Genomic DNA, 20,824 nt, shown 5'->3' with positions numbered 1-20,824 from the left:
GGACTCAGCGCTTCGGTGCCGGCGCCACGGCCGAAGGCGGCGGCATGATCAGGCCGTGCACCCGGCCCTGGAGATTGGCGATGCCGGTCAGGCTGTCATAGTCCATCGCATCGGAGGTGAACTTGTCGGACCCGCGGATCAGCGTGACCGGCTTGTGGGACTTCACGCGTTCGGTGTCGATGAAGGCATGCAGGAACTCGCCGCGGAACTCGAGGCGCGGCAGCAGCGTGCCGTCGGCCGCCTTGGCGGCGTCGCGGATCACGATCGCATTGCCGAACAGCTGGATCTCGGTGCCGTCGCCATTGGACACGCCGCGGTCGGCCGAGCCGTGCGTGACCAGCCCGAGGGGCGAGATCGAGCGCCAGCGCACCTGGTCGACCTCGAGCGTGTCGGTGTCCGGGTAGTGACGGCCCTCCTTGCCGAAGACTTCGGTGCGCAGGTCGCCGTTGGGCTGGAAGTTCTTCACCGAGAAGCCGCGCATGAAGTAGTCGGGCTCGTGCGTCGGCGCTTCGGCCGGCTGCGGCGTGAGCATCTCGGGCGCGTTGCGCACCAGCCAGTAGGTGCCCAGCGCGAGCACCGCCGTCAGGATGATCGGCAGGTAGATGGTCAGCCGGTCGAAGGCATCGCGCAGCACGCGCCACGCGGACTTCATTCGGCCCGGCCTCGCGCGCGGTCCAGCAGGCGGCGGTAGTGGCCGCCGGCGGTCAGCAGCAGGTCGCAGAATTCGCGTGCCGCACCCTCGCCGCCGCGCGCGGCGGTGACATGGCGGGCGATGGCGCGCACCTCGGCATGGGCATTGGCCGGCGCGGCCGCGAAGGCGACGCGCGACAGCACCGGCAGGTCAGGCCAGTCGTCGCCGATCGCGGCAGCCTGCGACCAGTCGAAGCCCAGCTCGGCCAGCATCGCCTCGGCGGCCGGCAGCTTGTCTTCGGTGCCGTAGCGCACGTGCGCGATGCCGAGCGCCTCGAGCCGCACGCGCAGCGGCTTGGAGTCGCGGCCGGTGATGACGGCAGGCGTGATGCCGGCGCTGCGCAGCAGCTTGAGGCCGTAGCCGTCGAGGATGCTGAAGCGCTTTAGGGTTTCGCCGTGCTCGGTAAAGTAGACCCCGCCATCGGTCAGCACGCCGTCGATGTCGAAGAAGGCGATCCGGATGTCCTGGGCGGCGAGCAGGGTCTCGGGGCTGAATTCGACGCCCATCAGATGACCTTCGCGCGCATCAGGTCGTTGATGCTGAGCGCGCCGATCAGCAGCCCGGCCGCGTCGACCACGAGCACGCTGGTGATGCGATGCTGTTCCATGAGGTCAGCCGCCTCGGCGGCCAGCGCGTCGGCGCGCAAGGTGCGCGGCCCGGCATGCATGACGTCGGCGGCGGTGAGGGCGCGCAGGTCGGCGCCGGTCTCGACCTGGCGCCGCAGGTCGCCGTCGGTGAAGATGCCGATCGCGCGGCCGTCGGGGCCGACCACCGCGGTGGCGCCGAGCCCCTTGGCACTCATCTCGCGCATGATCTCGCTCAGGCTCGCCCCGGGAGCCACGCGCGGCACCTCGTCGCCCGAGCGCATGACGTCGCTGACGTGGGTCAGCAGCTTGCGGCCCAGCGCGCCGCCCGGATGCGAGCGGGCGAAGTCCTCGGTGCCGAAGCCGCGGGCGTCGAGCAGCGCCACCGCGAGCGCATCGCCCATCGCCATCTGGGCGGTGGTGCTGGCGGTCGGCGCGAGGTTCAGCGGGCAGGCTTCCTTCTCGACCCCGCTGTCGAGCACGATGTCGGCATGGCGCGCCAAGGTCGAGTCGCTGCGGCCGGTGATCGCGATCAGCGGCACGCCCTGGCGCTTGACCACCGGCAGGATGGTGGTGAGTTCCTCGACCTCGCCGCTGTTGGAGATCGCCAGCACCAGGTCGACCGCCTTGATCATGCCGAGGTCGCCATGGCTGGCTTCGGCCGGATGCACGAACATCGCCGGCGTGCCGGTCGAAGCCAGGGTGGCGGCGATCTTGCGGCCGACATGGCCGCTCTTGCCCATCCCCATCACGACCACGCGGCCGCGGACGTCGAGGATCTTTTGCACCGCGGCAGGAAAGCTCGGACCGAGCCGTTCCTTGAGCCCGAGCACCGCAGCCGCCTCGATGTCGAAAGTGACGCGCGCGCGCGCCAGCAGGGCGTCGGGATCGACGGAGGGGGTCGCGGAGGGGCGGGAGCTCATCGGCGGATTTTATCGGCCGGCCGCGTCGAGTCCCCCATGGGGATGAAATGGCGCCGGAAGCGGGCAGGCGTGTTGCTAGCATGCGGGCATGTCCTCGCTCGATCTGACGCTGATGTATTTGCTCGCTGCGGTGATCGGCGTGGTTGTCTGCCGCCTGCTGCGGCTGCCGCCGATGCTCGGCTACCTCTCGGCCGGGGTGCTGATCGGACCCCATGCGCTGGCCCTGGCGCAGAACTCCGAGGGCATCCGCCACCTGGGCGAATTCGGCGTCGTCTTCCTGATGTTCGTCATCGGGCTCGAGTTCAGCCTGCCCAAGCTGCGGGCGATGCGCCGCCACGTGTTCGGGCTCGGCCTGCTGCAGGTGATGCTGACCATCTCGGTGGCCACCGTCGGTGCGATGCTGCTGTCGCACTGGCTGCCGCCGGCCTGGCGGCTGCACTGGCAGGCCGCGCTGGTCTTCTCGGGCGCACTCACGATGAGCAGCACGGCGATCGTCGTCAAGCTGATGGCGGAGCGGCTGGAGATCGACAGCGAGCATGGCAAGCGGGTGATGGGCGTGCTGCTGTTCCAGGACCTGGCGGTGGTGCCGCTGCTGGTGCTGATCCCGGCGCTCGGCGCCCCGCCCGAGACCTTGCTGAAGGCGCTCAGCTTCGCGCTGCTGAAGGCCGGCTTCCTGATCGGCGTGCTGCTGTATGGCGGGCCGCGCGTGATGCGCTGGTGGCTCACGCTGGTCGCGCGCCGGCGCAGCGAGGAGTTGTTCATGCTCAATCTGCTGCTGGTCACGCTCGGCCTGGCCTGGCTGACCGAACTCGCCGGCCTGAGCCTGGCGCTGGGTGCCTTCGTCGCCGGCATGCTGGTGTCGGAGACCGAGTTCAAGCACCAGGTCGAGACCGACATCCGGCCGTTCCACGACGTGCTGCTCGGGCTCTTCTTCATCACCATCGGCATGTCGCTCGACTGGCACGTGGTGGTCGAGCGCTGGGCGCTGGTGGCGGTGCTGCTGCTGCTGCCGCTGGCCTTCAAGCTGGTGCTGGTGACGGCACTGGCGCGGGTCCTGGGCGCCACGGCCGGCGTCTCGCTGCGCACCGGCCTCTACCTGGCGCAGGCCGGCGAGTTCGGCTTCGTGCTGCTGGCGCTGGCCCAGGGCCAGGACCTGCTGCCGGCGTGGCTGGCGAATCCGGTGCTGGCCTCGATGGTGCTGTCGATGCTGTCGACCCCCTTCATCATCATGTACAGCAACCGGATCGTGCGCAAGCTGGTGGCCAGCGACTGGCTGCAGCAGTCGCTGCAGATGACCACGATCGCCCGCAAGACGATCAACACGGCACGCCACGTGATCATCTGCGGCTACGGCCGCTGCGGCCAGAACCTGGCGCGGATGCTGGAGCGCGAGGGCATCCCCTACCTGGCGCTGGACCTCGATCCGGACCGGGTCCGGCAGGCGGCCGCGGCCGGCGATTCGGTGGTGTTCGGCGATGCGTCCCGGCTGCAGGCGCTGATGGCGGCGGGCCTCGCGCGCGCCAGCGCCCTGGTCGTGACCTACCAGGACGTGCCGGGAGCGCTGAAGGTGCTGGCCAACGCACGCGCCCATGCGCCGCAGGTGCCGGTCATCGTGCGCACCCAGGACGACCGCGACCTCGAGAAGCTGCAGGCGGCCGGCGCGACCGAGGTGGTGCCGGAGGCGATCGAGGGCTCGCTGATGCTGGCCAGCCATGCGCTGGCGCTGGTCGGGGTGCCGATGCGGCGCGTGATCCGCGTCGTCCAGGACCAGCGCGATGCGCGCTACAACCTGCTGCGCGGCTATTTCCACGGCGCCGACGACGACAACGCCGACGAGATCGACCATGAGCGCCTCAACACCTTCACCTTGACGGCCGGCGCGCGCGCCATCGGCCAGCCGCTGGCCAGGCTGGCGCTGGCGGGGCTGAACGTGCGCGTGGCGAGCCTGCGCCGCCGCGACGGCAAGGCCGCCGATGCCGACGACGACACGGTGCTGGCCGACGGCGACACGCTGGTGTTGTCGGGCAAGCCGGGCGCGCTGGCGGTGGCGATCGACAAGCTGCAGAAGGGCTGAGCGCGGGGACCGCTCAGTTCAGCAGCGTCGGATTGCGCTTTTCTTCCTCGACCTGCTGTTGTCGGCGGACCGCGTCGCACTGGGCCGTCGTCCTGAATTCCGCCCTGGCGCACTGCGCGGCCATGCACTGGGCGCGGGCGATGAAGTTCAGGCCGGCGCATTGCGCCTGCGGGTTCGGGGGCGGGGGCGGCGGGGCTGGCGCGGGTTCCGGCTGCGGGGCAGGTGCGGCGGCCACGGGCGCCGGTGCGGCCGCCGGTGCTGACGGCTTGCGGGGTTTTGGCGGGCTGGGCCTGGCGGGGGCGGCTGGTGGCGCGACCGCCTGGGCCGTTGGCGCCGGCGGCGGTGGCTCTGCAACAGGCGCGCTGGCGACGGGCTCTGGCGCCGGGGCCTCGGCTTGCGGCTGGGGCTCGGCCGCAGGCGTGGGCGCAACGGGTACCGCCGCCTCGACCGGAGCGGGCGCCGGCGTGGCCGCCGGCGAAGGGGGCGCGGACACCGCCACCGCCACCGGCGGCGGCGAACCGGACGAGAACAACCAGGCGGCCAGCGCCACCACAAGACCCACGGCCGCCAGGCCGATCACGGCCGTGCGCAGCGGGTTCGGGCGCGGCGGGGCGCCGGCTCGAGGCGGATGCTTCCGGGGCGCGGGGGACGCTTCGCGAGGGGGCGCCTTCCCGTTGGAGGGGATGGCCGGCCGACGGGGACGGGGGGTCGGCAGCGGCGGCGGAAGCTCCACGTCCCTCGCCATGCGCTGGGTGGCGGGCCATTCCGCTTCGGCGCCGGGGAGGGCGGCCGGTTGCGGTGCGGTCAACGCGACCAGCCTCCGTCCGCAGCCCTTGCAGAACTTGGCGCCGTCACGGTTGTCCGTGCGGCAGTCCGCGCACACCAGGGTCATCGTGCGCTCAGGTCACCGCCACCCGCTTCTGCTTGTTCACCAGACGCTTGGCGATCACGGCGCCGAGCCCCATCGTGAGCTCCAGGGCCAGGTTGGGCTGCCGGTTCGACAGTTCGGCGAAGCGGATCCCGGTCAGTCGCCAGACCCGGGCCGCCCCGGTGGCGACCACGTTGGCCGAACGCGGTGCGCGCGAGAAGAAGGAGCCTTCGCCGACCACCGAGCCCGGATTCAGGATCGCCAGCTGCATCTGGCCCTTGTCGCCGATCAGGTGCACGCTGAGTGCGCCGCTCTCGATGAAGAACACCGTGCGGTCCTGGGCGCCCTGGTCGATCAGCACCTGGCCCGCGGTGAGGTCGAAGGGCTGCAGATAGGCAGCCACCGTTTCCCATTGCAGCGAATTGAGCGCCGGCGCAAAGGCGTCGTAGCTGGTGTTCTGGGCGATCGCGCGGCAAAGATCCTGAATGCTGGATGACATCGTTCGTTTGTCCTGCTGTGCGTCGGAAGTATCTGCGAAAGGCCAAATCTGTGGTGACAGATGTCACAGAATGACACACTCTCGCTCACTTGCCGATGCAGAAGCGGGAAAAGATCACGCCGAGCAGGTCGTCGGCGCCGAACTCGCCGGTGATTTCGTTCAGTGCGTTCTGCGCCAGCCGCAGCTCTTCGGCCAGCAGGTCGAGCAACTGGGCATGGGCTGCCAGGTGGGCGGTCGCCAGCGCGATGTGTTCCTCGACCCGCGACAGCGCCTGCACGTGGCGGGCCCGCGCCAGGTAGACGCCTTCCGGAACCGCCTGCCAGCCGGCGACCTCGAGCAGTCGGCGACGCAGGGTTTCGATGCCGGCCCCGGTGCGCGCCGACAGGCTGACGCCGCTGTCGGGCGGCGACTGCTTTGCGGGCAGCGCGTCGAGCTTGCTCCAGACATCGATCACCGGCACGCTGGCGGGCAGCCGGCCGGCCAGCAGCCCAGCGATGTCGGCATCGGCCTGCGCATAGGCAGGGGCCGCACTGCGGGTCAGGTCGTGCAGGAACAGCACCGCGTCGGCCCCTTCGATCTGGCTCCAGGCGCGGGCGATGCCGATCTGCTCGACCTCGTCGACGCTGTCGCGCAGGCCGGCGGTGTCGACGACATGCAGCGGAACGCCCTGGATCTGGATGGTCTGCGAAACCACGTCGCGGGTGGTGCCCGCGACCGCGCTGACGATCGCCAGCTCGGCGCCCGCCAGCGCATTCAGCAGCGAGCTCTTGCCGGCATTCGGCTGGCCGGCGATCACGACCTTGATGCCCTCGCGCAGCAGGGCGCCCTGGCGGGCCCGCTGCTGCACCGCGGCCAGCTGGGACTGCAGCGCCACCAGCTGGCCCGCGGCGTCGGCCTCCTGCAGGAAGTCGATCTCCTCGTCGGGGAAGTCGAGCGTCGCCTCGACCAGCATGCGCAGGCGCACCAGGGCCTCGAGCAAGGTGTGGATCTCGTCGGAGAAGGCGCCCGACAGCGACCGGCTGGCGCTGCGCGCCGCGGCTTCGGTGCTGGCGTCGATCAGGTCGGCGATCGCCTCGGCCTGCGCCAGGTCGATCTTGCCGTTGAGGAAGGCGCGCTGGCTGAACTCGCCGGGCTCGGCCACCCGCAGGCCCGCCAGGCGCGGCCGGCCGGTCGCCGGATCGGTCTCGGCGGCCGCCGCCAGGCAGCGCGCCAGCAGCAGTTGCAGCACCACCGTGCCGCCATGGGCCTGCAGTTCGAACACGTCCTCGCCGGTGAAGGAATGCGGGGCCGGAAAGTGCAGCGCCAGGCCGCGGTCGATCGGCGAGCCGTCGGCATCGCGGAACGGAAGGTAGCTGGCCTCCCGCGGCTTCAGCGCGCGGCCGCAGAGGGCGTCGATCAGCGGCGCCAGCTCGCGGCCGGAGACCCGCACGATCCCGACCGACCCGCGGCCTGAGGCGGTGGCGATGGCAACGATCGGATCGGCGGTGCGGGCGAGCATGGGAACGATTCTTCCAGTAAAAAGGGCCGCTTTCGCGGCCCTTCGGGTCGATGGCCGAGGCCTTACTTGCCTGGCTTCGCCAGGATCGGCGCCTTCGGCTTCTTGGGCGGATTGCCCAGCACGCCCAGGCGCTTGTTGATGAACCACTGCTGCGCGATCGACAGCACGTTGTTGGTGATCCAGTAGAGCACCAGGCCGGCCGGGAAGAAGATGAACATCACGCTGAAAGCCAGCGGCATGATCCACATCAGCTTGGCCTGCATCGGGTCCGGCGGCGTCGGGTTGAGCCAGGTCTGGAACAGCGAGGTGGCGGTCATGACCACCGGCAGGATGAACCACGGGTCCGGTGCCGAGAGGTCATGGATCCAGAGGATCCACGGCGCATGGCGCATCTCGACCGAGGACAGCAGCACCCAGTAGAGCGCGATGAACACCGGGATCTGGATCACGATCGGGAAGCAGCCGCCCATCGGGTTGACCTTCTCCTCGCGGTAGATGCGCATCATCTCCTGCTGCATCTCCTGCGGCTTGTCCTTGAGCCGCTCGCGCATCTCCATGATCTTCGGATTGATGGCCTTCATCTTGGCCATGCTCGCGTAGGCCTTGGCGTTGAGCCAGTAGAACGCCGCCTTCAGCAGCACCACCAGCGCGACGATCGACCAGCCCCAGTTGCCGAGGATGCCGTGCAGCTTGTTGAGCAGCCAGTAGAGCGGCTTGGAGATGATCGCGAAGATGCCGTAGTCCTTGACCAGGTCGAGGCCGGTGGCGATCGCCTCGAGCTTCTTCTCTTCCTCGGGGCCGGCGAACAGGTTGCTGTCGATCGCCTGCGAGGCGCCCGGTGCCAGCTCGGGCAGCTTCAGCACCATCGCGACCGAGAACAGGTTGTTGCCGAGGTCGGCGACCCGGAACTCGCGCTTGATGGTGTCGCTGCCGGGCACGTTGAGCAGCCAGGCCGAGACGAAGTAGTGCTGGACCATCGCCACCCAGCCGTTGTCGGCCGGCGCGGGCAGTTCGACCTTGCCCTTGGTGATGTCGGTGAAGGCGATCTTCTGGAACTTCTTCTGCTCGGTGTAGATGGCCGGGCCGGTGAAGGTGTTGGTGCCGAACATGGTGCCGGCGGCGACCGTGCCGTGGCGCGTGAACTGCAGGTAGAGCTGGGCGTCGCGCGGCTTGTCGCTCACGTTGACGACCTGGTGATTGACGCGGATCGTGTAGTCGCCGCGCTGGAACACGTAGGTCTTGACGTACTTGATGCCGCCCACGGGCTGCGACTCGAACACGACTTCGAGCTTGTTCTGGCCTTCGGCGAGTTCGCGCGGGCCGGGGCGCGCGGTCATCAGGCTCAGGTGGTTCGGGAAGCGGTCGCCGGTGTCCACCGTGTTCAGCAGCCCGGTCTGGGCCACGTAGCGGGTGGCGGGCGAGCCGTTCTCCATCAGCATGACCGGCCGGACCTCGTTCTGCGGCACCGGCAGGCCGACCAGGCGGCGGGCCCATTCGACCAGGCCGCCGTGGTTGGTCTGGTCGAGGAACTGGAGCAGCTGCAGTTCGGACAGCGTGCCGCCTTCACCGTCGATGGTCGCCTTGAAGACGTCGGTGGACACCGTGACTTTCTCGCCGATGGCGGGCGCCGAGCCCTGCACCGGGACCGCACCGGCCGCCGGTGCGGCAGCCGCCGGGACGCCGCTGGCACTGGCAGCGGGCGGCGCCGACGAATCGGCGGGGGCGGCGGTCTTGGCCGAGGGCAGGAAGGTCGGCTTGTGGCCGTTGTAGACCTGCCATTGGTCCCACAGCAACACCAGCGAGAAACCAAAAATCACCCACAAGATGGTGCGGCGGATATCGTTCATGAAGAAGACTTCTTGTCGTCGGGGGAGAGAAAGGCGAACAGCGACCCGCGCCTGGGCGCCGGTCGCTGTGTCTTTGGAGGCACCGGATCGTGGCCGCCCTGGCACCAGGGCTGGCAGCGCGCGATGCGGTGCAGTGTCAGGTAGCTGCCCTTGGCGGCGCCGTGCTGCTCGAGCGCGCCGATCGCGTAGACGGAGCAGGTCGGCTCGAAGCGGCAGGACTGCCCGAGCCAGGGGCTCAGCAGCAGCCGGTAGCCCTTGACCAGGGCGATCAGCAGGCGCCGCATCATGCGCGCGCCGCCCCGGCCCGCGCCAGCAGTTGCTGGAGTTCGGTGCGGACGGCGGCCTTGAGCGCGTCGGACGACGCGCTGACGAATTGCTTGCGATCGAAGGCCGCACGCAGGCGCACCACGTGCGCCGCGCGCGGCAGCGACTCGGCGACGGCAGCGCTCACGGTGTAGATCTGGCGTTTGATCGCGTTGCGGGTGACCGCCCGACGGGCCCAGCGCTTGGGAACCATGGCGCCCAGCCAGACATCGTCGGAAGCGAACAGCGGCGCAGCCCCGCCCGGCGCGTCGAGCGCGCAGCGGTGCAGTGCGAAGTGGGCTGTGCGCGCCACGGTGGCACCTGCGAGGACGGCCTGGAACTGCGCGCGGGTCTTGAGCCGCTGCATGGAAGCCAACCGCGGGACGCCGTCGAACGGTGAGGGCGGCAGCGGGTCGACTGGCAACGGAGCCGGCGAAAGTGTCTGGCCTTAGACGGCCAGGCGCTTGCGGCCCTTGGCGCGGCGTGCGTTGATCACGGCGCGGCCGCCGCGGGTCTTCATGCGGACCAGGAAGCCGTGGGTACGGGCGCGGCGGACTTTCGATGCTTGATACGTGCGTTTCATGATGATTTCCTGATTCACCGGCTGGGCCGGCGTTTTTGAGCCTCCGGGCCTCGAGGGGCCGGGGACTGTTCTCTACCGCGCAACCGGAAGGGCCCGGCGAGGCGCGATGATGCGAATACCCCGAAACACACAAAGAAGGTTTTCAGGGAAACCCGCGATTATCGCAAAGTTTCGGTTGCGCCACAATGACCGGTTGGTTCGCAAGCGTTTCCGCCACCGTCCAGACCATGTGGATAAGGTTTTGACAAGTTAGAATCCAGGGCGCATCGCGGGTGCGACTATCCACAATACCAAGACGAGAGAATGGCTGAGGGACAAACCACTTTTCAGAGCGCCCATGCCGGGTGAAGGCATCGGTGACAGCCTCTGGCAGGCCTGTGTCGACCAGCTCGCACAGGAACTGTCCGAACAGCAGTTCAACACCTGGATCAAGCCGCTGACCGCGAAGGTCACGGACGATCTGTCGCGGGTCACGGTGTTCGTGGCCAACCGCTTCAAACTCGACTGGATCCGGGCCCAGTACGCCGGCAAGATCGCCTCGATGGCCGAGAAGCTCTATGGCCAGCCAGTCATCATTGAGTTAGCGCTCGCTCCTCGAGAAATCGCCAGCCGGCCGGCATCTATGGCGATCGTGTCTGAAACCGATGTGCCGCGCGAAATGGTGCCTTCGGGCGAAGACCTGGCCGCCGCCGCCTTCAAGAACCGGCTCAACTCGGGCCTCACTTTCGACACCCTGGTCGAAGGCACGGCGAACCGCATGGCGCGTGCCGCGGCGATGCACGTGGCCGGCATGCCGGGCCACCTCTACAACCCGCTTTTCATCTATGGCGGGGTCGGCCTCGGCAAGACCCACCTGATGCACGCGGTGGGCAACCGCCTGCTCGCCGACCGCCCCGAATCCAAAGTTCTCTACATCCACGCCGAGCAATTCGTCTCGGATGTGGTCAAAGCGTATCAGCGCAAGACTTTCGACGAGTTCAAGGAACGCTACCACTCGCTCGACCTGCTGCTGATCGACGACGTCCAGTTCTTCGCCAACAAGGACCGCACGCAAGAAGAATTCTTCAATGCCTTCGAGGCGCTGCTGGCCAAGAAGTCGCACATCGTGATGACCAGCGACACCTATCCCAAGGGCCTGGCGGACATCCACGAGCGGCTGGTCTCGCGCTTCGACTCGGGGCTGACTGTCGCGATCGAGCCGCCCGAGCTCGAGATGCGCGTCGCGATTCTCATCAACAAGGCGCGCGCCGAGAGCGCCGAGATGCCCGAAGAGGTCGCCTTCTTCGTCGCCAAGAACGTGCGCTCCAACGTGCGCGAGCTCGAAGGCGCGCTGCGCAAGATCCTGGCTTACTCGCGCTTCAACCAGAAAGAGATCTCGATCGCCCTGGCGCGCGAGGCGCTGCGCGACCTGCTGTCGATCCAGAACCGGCAGATCTCGGTCGAGAACATCCAGAAGACGGTGGCCGACTACTACAAGATCAAGGTCGCCGACATGTACTCGAAGAAGCGGCCGGCCTCGATCGCCCGGCCGCGCCAGATCGCGATGTACCTGGCCAAGGAGCTGACCCAGAAGAGCCTGCCCGAGATCGGCGAGCTGTTCGGTGGCCGCGACCACACCACGGTGCTGCATGCGGTGCGCAAGATCTCGGGCGAGCGGCAGCAGCTCACCGAGCTCAACCAGCAGTTGCACGTGCTGGAGCAGACCCTGAAGGGCTGAGAGATGCGTGCGGTACAGCCATCACCATCGACCCCTGTCAAAGGACAACTCTGGGGACAGTTCCGGCACAAGAAAGGGCTTGTCCACAGGCGGGCGCTGCGCGCCGAAGTTGTGCGCCCTGGCGCGACAGCCCCGAAGCAGGGCTGCGCACAGCCGGCCGGCAGCGCCAAGTGCCTGTCACGAAAGCGGAAAACGACGCTGTCCACAGCACAGTGCGTCCCTTATCTACTACTACTAATTTGAATTAAAGAAATAAGGAAGAGGTAAGACAATGATCGTTTTGAAGGCTACCCAGGACAAAGTCCTCGCCGCGCTGCAGTCCGTGGCGGGCATCGTCGAGCGCCGCCACACGCTGCCGATCCTGGCCAACGTGCTGATCCGCAAGACCGGCGGCCAGCTGCAGCTCACCACCAGCGACCTCGAGATCCAGATCCGCACCCATGCCGAACTCGGCGGCGACGAAGGCAACTTCACGACCACCATCGGCGCCCGCAAGCTGATCGACATCCTGCGCACCATGCCGGCCGACCAGACCGTGAGCCTCGAGTCGAGCGCCAGCAAGCTGGTGCTCAAGGGCGGCAAGAGCCGCTTCACCTTGCAGTCGCTGCCGGCCGAAGACTTCCCGCTGGTGCAGGAGTCGGCCAATTTCGGCCCGGTGTTCAGCGTGCCGCAAAAGACCCTGAAGGACCTGCTGGGCCAGGTGTCGTTCGCGATGGCGGTGCACGACATCCGCTACTACCTCAACGGCATCCTGTTCGTCGCCGAAGGCAAGCAGCTGAGCCTGGTCGCGACCGACGGCCATCGGCTGGCCTTCGCCTCGGCCACCCTCGACGTCGAGGTGCCGCGCCAGGAGGTGATCCTCCCGCGCAAGACCGTGCTGGAGATGCAGCGTCTCCTGTCCGACGCCGAAGGCGCGATCGAGATGCAGTTCGCCAACAACCAGGCCAAGTTCAGCTTCGGCGGCATGGAGTTCGTCACCAAGCTGGTCGAGGGCAAGTTCCCCGACTACAACCGCGTGATCCCCAAGACCCACAAGAACACGGTCACGCTGGGCCGCGCACCGCTCCTGGCCAGCCTGCAGCGCACCGCGATCCTGACCAGCGAGAAGTTCAAGGGCGTGCGGCTCAACATCGAGCCCGGCACCTTGCGCATCGCGTCGAACAACGCCGAGCAGGAAGAGGCGCAGGACGAACTCGACATCGACTACGGCGGCGACGCGATCGAGATCGGCTTCAACGTGACCTACCTGATCGATGCCCTGGCCAACATGAGCCAGGACATGGTGAAGCTGGACCTGGCGGACTCCAACAGCTCGGTGCTGATGACGATTCCCGAGAACGCGTCGTTCAAGTACGTCGTCATGCCGATGAGGATTTAGCACAAGGACCTGGCACACCCCCAGGTTGGCTCACTTCGTGTAGCCGCCCACCCCCTTGCAGGGGGCGATACCAGCGGGCCGGCAAAGCCGGTTCCGCGGTATCTCCCGAACAGACGGTGCCCAGCGCGGCGCCGAGAGAGAAAGAAAGTGATGAGCGAAGAAAACAAGCCGGAAGTGCCGCACACCGAGCCGGTTTACACCCCTGAAATCGACAGCGCGATTCCGATCGAGGTGACACCGGCCGGCGACACCTCCTATGGCGAAGGCTCCATCACGATCCTCGAAGGGCTGGAGGCGGTGCGCAAGCGCCCGGGCATGTACATCGGCGACACCTCGGACGGCACCGGCCTGCACCACCTGGTGTTCGAGGTGGTCGACAACTCGATCGACGAGGCGCTGGCGGGCTACTGCGACGACATCGTGGTCACGATCCACACCGACAACTCGGTCTCCGTGACCGACAACGGCCGGGGCATCCCGACCGGCGTCAAGATGGACGACAAGCACGAGCCGAAGCGCTCGGCGGCCGAGATCGCGCTGACCGAACTGCACGCTGGCGGCAAGTTCAACCAGAACAGCTACAAGGTGTCGGGCGGCCTGCACGGGGTCGGCGTGAGCTGCGTCAACGCGCTCAGCAAGATGCTGCGCCTGACGGTGCGGCGCGACGGCAAGGTCCACACGCTCGAGTTCAGCAAGGGCTTCGTGCAGAACCGCCTGCTGGAGACGGTGGGCGGCGTCGAGGTGTCGCCGATGAAGGTCATCGGCGAGACCGAGAAGCGCGGCACCGAGGTGCACTTCCTGCCCGACACCGAGATCTTCAAGGAAAACGCCGACTTCCACTACGAGATCCTCAGCAAGCGGCTGCGCGAGCTGAGCTTCCTGAACAACGGCGTGCGGATCCGCCTGATCGACGAGCGCACCGGCAAGGAAGACGACTTCTCGGGCGCCGGCGGCGTCAAGGGCTTTGTCGAGTTCATCAACAAGGGCAAGACGGTGCTGCACCCGAACGTGTTCTACGCGATGGGCGAGAAGCCGGCCGATACCTACGGCGGCATTCCGGGCACGCACATCGGGGTCGAGGTCGCGATGCAGTGGAACAGCGGCTACAACGAGCAGGTGCTGTGCTTCACCAACAACATCCCGCAGCGTGACGGCGGCACCCACCTGACCGGCCTGCGGGCCGCGATGACCCGGGTCATCAACAAGTACATCGAAGAGAACGAGTTCGCCAAGAAGGCCAAGGTCGAGGTCACCGGCGACGACATGCGCGAAGGCCTTTGCTGCGTGCTGAGCGTCAAGGTGCCCGAGCCCAAGTTCTCGAGCCAGACCAAGGACAAGCTGGTGTCGAGCGAGGTGCGCGCGCCGGTCGAGGACATCGTCGGCCGCCTGCTGACCGACTACCTGCAGGAGCGCCCGAACGACGCCAAGATCATCTGCGGCAAGATCGTCGAGGCGGCCCGCGCGCGCGAAGCCGCCCGCAAGGCGCGCGAGATGACGCGCCGCAAGGGCGTGCTCGACGGCATGGGCCTGCCGGGCAAGCTGGCCGACTGCCAGGAGAAGGACCCGGCGCTGTGCGAGGTCTACCTGGTCGAGGGCGACTCCGCCGGCGGTTCCGCCAAGCAGGGCCGCGACCGGAAGTTCCAGGCCATCCTGCCGCTGCGCGGCAAGATCCTGAACGTCGAGAAGGCACGCTACGAGAAGCTGCTGACCAGCAACGAAATCCTGACCATGATCACCGCCCTGGGCACCGGCATCGGCCGGGCCGGCGCGACGACCTCGGGCGGCGGCGCCGACGACTTCAACGTCGCCAAGCTGCGCTACCACCGGATCATCATCATGACCGACGCCGACGTCGACGGCGCCCACATCCGCACCTTGCTGCTGACCTTCTTCTACCGGCAGATGCCCGAGCTGGTCGAGCGCGGCCACATCTACATCGCGCAGCCGCCGCTCTACAAGGTGAAGGTCGGCAAGGAAGAGCAGTACCTCAAGGACGGCCCGGCGCTCGACGCCTTCCTGCTGAAGGTGGCGCTGAAGGATGCGAGCGTGTCCACCGGCGGCGCGAGCCCGACCCTGCTCAACGGCGACACCCTGGCCGAACTGGCGCGCAAGCACCAGCTGGCCGAGGCCGTGATCGCCCGGCTCGGCGTGTTCCTCGATGCGGCGGCGCTGCGCGCGATCGCCGACGGCGTGTCGCTCGACCTCGACACCACGGCCAGCGCCGAGGCCTCGGCCGTGGCACTGCAGAACAAGCTGCGCGAACTCAACACCACCGGCGCGCCGGCGGACGTGTCGAGCGAGTTCGACACCCGCACCGACAAGCCGCTGCTGCGCATCAGCCGTCGCCACCACGGCAACATCAAGAGCAGCGTGCTGACGCAGGACTTCGTCCACGGCGCCGACTACGCGGCCTTGTCCGAGGCGGCCAAGACCTTCCGCGACCTGCTGGGCGAAGGCGCGGTGGTCAAGCGCGGCGAGGGCGAGCGCGCCAAGGAAGAAAAGGTCAACGACTTCCGCGAGGCGATGCGCTGGCTGATCGGACAGGCCGAGAACGCCACGGCGCGCCAGCGCTACAAGGGCCTGGGCGAGATGAACCCCGAGCAGTTGTGGGAAACCACGATGGACCCGGCGGTGCGCCGCCTGCTGCGGGTGCAGATCGACGACGCGATCGAGGCCGATCGCGTGTTCACGATGCTGATGGGCGACGAGGTCGAGCCGCGGCGCGAGTTCATCGAGCAGAACGCACTGCGGGCGGCGAATATCGACGTTTGAGGGACGCTGAGCGGGGCGCCGGACTCAACTGCGGACAAACGCAAGCAGCGGGTGATGGTCACCCTGGTCGGCGGCGCGCAGGGCCGCCAAATACCGCGAGCGCGCATCGTTGGCGGACACCAGATCGCCGCCGCCTCCCCAGGAGAACGCAGGCTGGCCAAGGCTGCGCAACAGCGCGTCGGCCATCATGCGTGCGTGTCGGCCGTTGCCATTGGGGAAAGGGTGAATCCAGACCAGGTCGCGGTGAAAGCGCGCCGCGATCTCGTCGAATGGAAACGTGGCGTTGTCGACCCACCAGCGCGTGTTGTCGAACAGATCCTTGAGCCTCACCGCAACGTGAGTCCAGTCGCAGCCGATGTTCTTGTCCGAGCGGCGGAAGGTGCCGGCCCACGCCCAGGTCTTGCCGAACATTTGTTGATGCAACCCCCGGCAGAAGCCCTCGCTGAGCACGTCCGGCGAACGCGCCCGCTTCAGCCAACGCACGGCGCGCAGGATGTTCTCCTGCTCCCAGTCGTTCAGGTCGCTCTTGGTGGCCAGATGGTCCGGGATGAGCCCGGCGTTCTCATCCGGGTCCAGAGGCGTCTGGCCATCTTGCTCGTCGAGGTCTATCGCCACAGGTCTGACCAGCGCCCGCGCAGCAGTTCCTCGGTCCTGCGGTCCACCTGCTTGCGAAGTCGCGCCGCGCCGGGGCGCTGGTCCTCGAGGCTCATGGTGTGGGCCACCCCGCCGACCTCTTCGATGGCGATGGCTCGGGCGCGCTCCTCGACCATGTCCGTCAATGGGCGGCGGGGCACCAGGGCGTAGACGAGCTCGCAGTCGAGCCCGTCTGCGAGCTTGCGCAACTGGCCCAGCGTGATGCGGTCGTCGGCTTCCGACTGTTCGGACTTGTGCAGCGTGGGCCCCGAGATCCCCAGGCGCTGGGCTTGCTGGCGTTCGGTGCGCCCCAGCGCTTCTCGAATCAGCTTCAGCCATCCGCGTGACGGCCGAGGCCGCTTCATCATGTCTGCGAAGGCAGGCATGGTGGCTTGCAGTTGTTCGAGTCGAAGCCGGCTCAGCTCAGGGGACATTTGCTAGCCCATAGGCTTTCTTGGAATAGCAACATGATACCTTATGATGCAGCAATCTTATATAATTTGCTAGTCCATAAGGAAGCAGATTGATGGCGCTTGCTTCCGTGCCCGAGGTTGCCGATGGGCTCAGCCCCGCTCAGCCGACGCGGCCAGTGTTGCGCGCCGGGGCGCCCGCCCCAGCCCACCCACCACGACGGCGGCCACCAGCACCAGTCCACCGCTCAGCAGCATCGCGCTCGAGATGCCCCAGCCGTCGACCACCAGGCCGCCGAGCAGGGCGCCCGAGGCGATCGCGACCTGGAAGCCGCTCACCAGCAAGGCCTGGCCGGCTTCGGGCGCATCCGGAACGGCCTCCATCATCCAGCCGGTCAGGGCGACCGGGATCATGCCGAAGGCGATGCCCCAGGTGACCACCACCGCGGCGCCGGCCAGGAAGCCGCTGCCCACCACCGTCGACAGCAATAGCGCGGCCGCGAGCAGCACGGCCGCCAGCAGCGCCGCCGCACGCACGCTGCGGGCGACCAGCGAGCCGCCGACGAAAGTGCCGAAGAAGCCGACCGCGCCGTAGGCCAGCAGCAATGTCGTGACGCCGTTGGCGTCGAGCCCGAAGACCTGCTGCAGCAGCGGCTTGAGATAGGTGTAGGCGGCGAAATGGCCGGCCACAAGGAACAGCACCGCCAGCAGGCCGACCTGCGCCATGCGCCGTGTCAGCGGCGTCAGCAGGTCGCGCGGCCGGATGGCGCGGGCCGGCGGCATCGCGGGCAGCAGCCAGACCTGGATCGCCAGCACGACCGCCGCCAGTGCGCCCGTGAGCCCGAAGGCGGCGCGCCAGCCAGCCAAAGTGCCGACCAGCGCGCCGGCAGGCACGCCGAGCACGGTGGCCGCCGAGACGCCGGCCAGCACCAGCGACATGGCGCGCGCCTGCGAACCGGATGCCACCAGCTGGGTGGCGGCGCTCGGCGCGAAAGTCCAGAAGCCGCCGATGCACAGGCCCAGCAGCAGGCGGGCCACGAGCATCGTCGCGAAATTCGGTGCGAAAGCCGCCAGCAGGTTCGACGCCACCAGCATGGCGGTCAGCGTCACCATGACGGTGCGGCGGTCCAGTCGGCCGGAGGCGACGATCAGCGCCGGCCCGGCGAAGGCCGCCAGCACGCCCGGCATCGTGACCATCAGCCCGGCGGTGCCGTCGCTGACCTGCAGCCCGGCACCGATGTCGGTCAGCAGGCCGATCGGCAGGAATTCGGTCGTGACCATCGCGAAGGTGCCGACGGCGATCGAGCCGACGGCCAGCCAGGCGGACCGGGAGGTGTCGGGAGCGGCTTCGGAAAGGGCATCGGTGCAGGAGGAGCAGGGGGCGTTCATGTGTGGCAATCCACCGTCTGTTGTGGGCTGTCGAGTCTGACGGCGTCGAGGCGGCCCTCGCAGCGCCGTGCGGAACATCTCTATTTCCGGGACGCCAACAATGAAAACCGTCGGACCTCATGCGGTTTTTGGTCTTGGCGCGTGGCACCGGCACGACTGCGTGTAAACGCTATTCCTAGCCCGACTCTTGCTAAGGAAAATTGCCGGCGAACTCGCCGCCATTTCCATTTCTCAGCAAGGAAAGCACAGCAATGAACCCGACCCGCTTCTGGCACTCCGCCGCGGCCCTGGCGATCTTCGGCATGTTCACCTCGGCGCAGGCGCTGACCAATCCGCCGATCCGCGTGGCCCAGGGCATCGAGTACATGTGCGGCGGGAAGAGCAGCGCCGAAGCGGCCTTCATGCAGACGGTGGCGCCCCGCTGGGCCGCGACCTTCGAATTCGCGGTCAGCCGAGGCAAGCCCGGCCAGTTCCCGAGCGACGTCAAGGTGGTGGTGCGCGACCGCTATTCGGGCCGGCTGGTGATGGAGACCGCCACCGGCTCGCCGTTCATGCTGGCCCGGCTCGACCCCGGCGCCTACGAGGTCGAGGCCACGCTGGCCGGGATCACGCTGCAGCAGCCCCTGACCGTGTTCAACGGCCTGAGCGCCAAGGCGCAGTTCGTCTGGCCGTCGAACGTCGATTTCGCCGCTGCGATGGGATTGCCGCGGGCCGAGCAGCAGGCCTCGGTGCGCACCGGCAACTGAGCCCCGGCGCCCGGCGTCCGGGCGCTGAAATCAGGTTCGCTTAAGGCGCCTTGCCGACAGTGGCGGCGTGAAGCTCCCTTCACGCCAACCCGAGCAAAGGATTCCGCGATGAACACAGGTCGATCCTGGCGGCCGCTGGCTGCCCTGGCATTGGGCGCAGCGGCGCTGTCCGGTGCGCTGGCGGCGCATGCGGTCTACAACCCGCCGATCCGCATGGCCAACGGCATCGAGTACATGGGCGGCGGCGGCAGCAGCGAAGAGGCGGCGCTGATGCAGAGCGTCGAGCCTCGCTGGCCCGCCAGCTTCGAGTTCGCGGTCAAGGACGGGACGCGACAGGTCTCGGCCGCCGATGTCGTCGTGACGGTGCGCGATGCATCCGGCCGCGAGTTGCTGAGCCAGGTCGAAGCGGGTGGCCCGTTCCTGGTGGCCCGGCTCGAGCCGGGCCGCTACCAGGTCGAGGCCACGCGGGGAGGCCAGACCCTCACGCAGGAGATCGAGCTGCTGCCCTGGCAGCCGAAGCGGACCGTGTTCGTCTGGCCCGCCGGCGTGCAAGTCCCGCGTTCCTGAAGTCCGGGAGCGCCCGGGCGCTCTTTCAGAAGATGCTGAAGGCCGCGCAGGGCCGGCCATGGGAAAATTCAAGGTTGCCCGCGCATGGCACGCACCTTGAATGTGGGTCGTGTCGCTCGCACATGGTGTGTCCGGGCGCAGTCCCGTCTTCCTAGGCCCCGATGCCGCTTCGTCCCCTCGTTCTCCTCACCACGCTGCTGCACGCCTATATCGGTCTGCGGCTGCTGCCCGCGCTGGCGGGCCTGCCCTTGGCGGGGCCGCTGCTGGGATTGGCACTGCTCGTGTCGGCCGTCACCATGCCGCTGCCCTTCGTCGGGATGCGGTCCCGGCGGCGCCAGTTCGCGGACGTCTGGAAATGGATCGGGCTCATCAGCATGGGCTGGTTCTCGTCGTTGCTGGTGCTCACCGTGGTGCGCGATGCCGGCCTGCTGCTCGGCTGGCTCGGCGCGTCCGTGTCCGGGCTGACCCTCGATGGGGCGCGCTGGCAGCTGTGGAGCGCGGCCGCCGTGCCGCTGTTGGCCAGCGCGACTTCGCTGGTCGGCTTGCTGAACGCGCGCCGGACGGCGGGCGTGGTGCGCATCGACGTGCCGATCCGCGACCTGCCCTCGGCGCTGAGCGGCTTCACGATCGCGCAGCTCAGCGATATCCATGTCGGGCCGACCATCAAGCGCGGCTACATCCAGCGCATCGTCAACGCGGTCAACGGACTCGGCGCCGACATGATCGCGATCACCGGCGACCTGGTCGACGGCACGGTGGCCGAGTTGCGCGACCACATCGCGCCGCTGCAGCAGCTCAAGGCGCGCCACGGCACCTTCGTCGTGACCGGCAACCACGAGTACTACGCCGGGGCGCATGCCTGGATCGACGAACTCCGGCGCCTCGGCCTGCGCGTGCTGCTCAACGAGCACGTGGTGCTCCAGACCCGCAACGTGAAGGGCGCGCAGACCGACGAGGAAGTGCTCGAAAGCGCGCTGCTGGTGGCCGGGGTGACCGACTACACCGCCGGCCATTTCGATGCCGCCCACGCCAGCGACCCGCACGGCGCGCTGGCCGATGCGCCCCCGCTGGTGCACACCCGGGTGCTGCTGGCGCATCAGCCGCGCAGCGCGCCCGAGGCCGCCGAAGCGGGCTACCACCTGCAGCTGTCGGGCCACACGCACGGCGGCCAGTTCTTCCCGTGGAATCTGTTCGTGCCGTTGCAGCAGCCGTTCACGGCGGGGCTGCACAAGCTGCACGAGATGTGGGTCTACACCAGCCGCGGGACCGGCTACTGGGGGCCGCCGAAGCGCTTCGGCGCGCCCTCCGAAATCACCTTGCTGCGCCTGCTTCGGGCCTGAGC

The 20,824-nt window shown here is 68.2% G+C and carries 20 protein-coding genes; 7 read left to right on the top strand and 13 right to left on the bottom strand.

All coding sequences use genetic code 11. The features are described 5' to 3' along the window. Window positions 1–4 precede the first annotated feature (4 nt). The 3 genes from lptC to QTI17_RS11550 are packed head-to-tail and all read right to left on the bottom strand — an operon-like array spanning window position 5 to window position 2,198. A complete protein-coding gene (gene lptC / locus QTI17_RS11560) occupies window positions 5–652 on the bottom strand; it encodes an LPS export ABC transporter periplasmic protein LptC (protein WP_286533235.1) in 648 nt (215 codons plus the stop codon). Beyond that, on the bottom strand, window positions 649–1,197 hold the full coding sequence (locus QTI17_RS11555; protein ID WP_286510435.1) for a KdsC family phosphatase: 549 nt from the start codon (window positions 1,195–1,197) through the stop codon (window positions 649–651). The genes lptC and QTI17_RS11555 overlap by 4 nt, the downstream gene beginning before the upstream one ends. Continuing rightward, window positions 1,197–2,198 carry a KpsF/GutQ family sugar-phosphate isomerase gene (locus QTI17_RS11550; RefSeq protein WP_286533233.1) on the bottom strand — a complete coding sequence of 334 codons (1,002 nt, stop codon included), beginning with the start codon at window positions 2,196–2,198 and terminating at the stop codon, window positions 1,197–1,199. Before QTI17_RS11550 ends, QTI17_RS11555 begins: the two co-directional genes overlap by 1 nt. 88 nt (window positions 2,199–2,286) lie before the next feature. Here QTI17_RS11550 and QTI17_RS11545 point away from each other — a divergent pair, with 88 nt between their 5' ends. Next, window positions 2,287–4,272 carry a cation:proton antiporter gene (locus QTI17_RS11545; protein ID WP_286533231.1) on the top strand — a complete coding sequence of 662 codons (1,986 nt, stop codon included), beginning with the start codon at window positions 2,287–2,289 and terminating at the stop codon, window positions 4,270–4,272. Window positions 4,273–4,285: 13 nt separating this feature from the next. Here the strand turns inward: QTI17_RS11545 and QTI17_RS11540 are convergent, their stop codons facing one another. The 7 genes from QTI17_RS11540 to rpmH all read right to left on the bottom strand — a co-directional run bounded on the left by QTI17_RS11540 (window position 4,286) and on the right by rpmH (window position 9,870). Then, window positions 4,286–5,164: a zinc ribbon domain-containing protein gene (locus tag QTI17_RS11540; RefSeq protein ID WP_286533230.1), complete on the bottom strand. Its 879-nt coding sequence runs from the start codon at window positions 5,162–5,164 to the stop codon at window positions 4,286–4,288. A 7-nt stretch (window positions 5,165–5,171) separates the two neighbouring features. Beyond that, window positions 5,172–5,639: a Crp/Fnr family transcriptional regulator gene (locus QTI17_RS11535; protein WP_286533228.1), complete on the bottom strand. Its 468-nt coding sequence runs from the start codon at window positions 5,637–5,639 to the stop codon at window positions 5,172–5,174. An 85-nt stretch (window positions 5,640–5,724) separates the two neighbouring features. Further along, window positions 5,725–7,137, bottom strand: a complete 1,413-nt coding sequence (gene mnmE / locus QTI17_RS11530; RefSeq protein ID WP_286533226.1) for a tRNA uridine-5-carboxymethylaminomethyl(34) synthesis GTPase MnmE — start codon at window positions 7,135–7,137, stop codon at window positions 5,725–5,727. 62 nt (window positions 7,138–7,199) lie between these two features. After that, the gene (yidC, locus tag QTI17_RS11525; RefSeq protein WP_286533222.1) at window positions 7,200–8,984 is read right to left on the bottom strand and encodes a membrane protein insertase YidC; all 1,785 of its coding nucleotides are present in this window, start codon (window positions 8,982–8,984) and stop codon (window positions 7,200–7,202) included. Beyond that, on the bottom strand, window positions 8,981–9,271 hold the full coding sequence (gene yidD / locus QTI17_RS11520) for a membrane protein insertion efficiency factor YidD (RefSeq protein WP_286519627.1): 291 nt from the start codon (window positions 9,269–9,271) through the stop codon (window positions 8,981–8,983). Before yidD ends, yidC begins: the two co-directional genes overlap by 4 nt. Then, window positions 9,268–9,654 carry a ribonuclease P protein component gene (locus QTI17_RS11515; protein ID WP_286533812.1) on the bottom strand — a complete coding sequence of 129 codons (387 nt, stop codon included), beginning with the start codon at window positions 9,652–9,654 and terminating at the stop codon, window positions 9,268–9,270. Before QTI17_RS11515 ends, yidD begins: the two co-directional genes overlap by 4 nt. A gap of 81 nt (window positions 9,655–9,735) precedes the next feature. Continuing rightward, window positions 9,736–9,870 (bottom strand): 50S ribosomal protein L34, encoded by a 135-nt coding sequence (rpmH, locus tag QTI17_RS11510; RefSeq protein ID WP_007834827.1) that lies wholly within the window; start codon window positions 9,868–9,870, stop codon window positions 9,736–9,738. Window positions 9,871–10,207: 337 nt separating this feature from the next. Here rpmH and dnaA point away from each other — a divergent pair, with 337 nt between their 5' ends. The 3 genes from dnaA to gyrB all read left to right on the top strand — a co-directional run bounded on the left by dnaA (window position 10,208) and on the right by gyrB (window position 15,737). After that, complete coding sequence (gene dnaA, locus QTI17_RS11505; RefSeq protein WP_286519626.1) at window positions 10,208–11,587, top strand: chromosomal replication initiator protein DnaA; 1,380 nt, start codon at window positions 10,208–10,210, stop codon at window positions 11,585–11,587. A 271-nt stretch (window positions 11,588–11,858) separates the two neighbouring features. Continuing rightward, window positions 11,859–12,965 carry a DNA polymerase III subunit beta gene (gene dnaN / locus QTI17_RS11500; protein WP_286519625.1) on the top strand — a complete coding sequence of 369 codons (1,107 nt, stop codon included), beginning with the start codon at window positions 11,859–11,861 and terminating at the stop codon, window positions 12,963–12,965. Between the two features lie 147 nt (window positions 12,966–13,112). After that, window positions 13,113–15,737, top strand: coding sequence for a DNA topoisomerase (ATP-hydrolyzing) subunit B (gyrB, locus tag QTI17_RS11495; protein WP_503011038.1), 2,625 nt, complete (start codon window positions 13,113–13,115; stop codon window positions 15,735–15,737). A gap of 24 nt (window positions 15,738–15,761) precedes the next feature. Here the strand turns inward: gyrB and QTI17_RS11490 are convergent, their stop codons facing one another. The 3 genes from QTI17_RS11490 to QTI17_RS11480 all read right to left on the bottom strand — a co-directional run bounded on the left by QTI17_RS11490 (window position 15,762) and on the right by QTI17_RS11480 (window position 18,169). Next, window positions 15,762–16,352 (bottom strand): mobile mystery protein B, encoded by a 591-nt coding sequence (locus QTI17_RS11490; protein ID WP_286533218.1) that lies wholly within the window; start codon window positions 16,350–16,352, stop codon window positions 15,762–15,764. Continuing rightward, on the bottom strand, window positions 16,343–16,756 hold the full coding sequence (locus tag QTI17_RS11485) for a mobile mystery protein A (protein WP_286533216.1): 414 nt from the start codon (window positions 16,754–16,756) through the stop codon (window positions 16,343–16,345). The genes QTI17_RS11490 and QTI17_RS11485 overlap by 10 nt, the downstream gene beginning before the upstream one ends. Window positions 16,757–16,933: 177 nt before the next feature. After that, window positions 16,934–18,169: an MFS transporter gene (locus tag QTI17_RS11480; protein ID WP_286533215.1), complete on the bottom strand. Its 1,236-nt coding sequence runs from the start codon at window positions 18,167–18,169 to the stop codon at window positions 16,934–16,936. A 251-nt stretch (window positions 18,170–18,420) separates the two neighbouring features. Between QTI17_RS11480 and QTI17_RS11475 the strand changes: the two genes are divergently transcribed. From QTI17_RS11475 to QTI17_RS11465, 3 genes are all read left to right on the top strand, one after another. Beyond that, window positions 18,421–18,915, top strand: a complete 495-nt coding sequence (locus QTI17_RS11475; RefSeq protein ID WP_286533213.1) for a hypothetical protein — start codon at window positions 18,421–18,423, stop codon at window positions 18,913–18,915. Between the two features lie 108 nt (window positions 18,916–19,023). Continuing rightward, entirely contained in the window at window positions 19,024–19,482 is a 459-nt protein-coding gene (locus QTI17_RS11470) for a hypothetical protein (protein ID WP_286533211.1), read from the top strand. 161 nt (window positions 19,483–19,643) lie between these two features. Continuing rightward, window positions 19,644–20,822: a metallophosphoesterase gene (locus QTI17_RS11465; protein WP_286533209.1), complete on the top strand. Its 1,179-nt coding sequence runs from the start codon at window positions 19,644–19,646 to the stop codon at window positions 20,820–20,822. Window positions 20,823–20,824: the final 2 nt, after the last annotated feature.

The sequence above is a fragment of the Variovorax sp. J31P179 genome (genome assembly GCF_030316985.1).
Taxonomy (GTDB): Bacteria; Pseudomonadota; Gammaproteobacteria; order Burkholderiales; family Burkholderiaceae_C; genus Variovorax; species Variovorax ginsengisoli_B.
The sequence above is the reverse complement of the archived record's forward strand: the minus strand, read 5'-3'. Positions and strand labels throughout refer to the sequence as shown.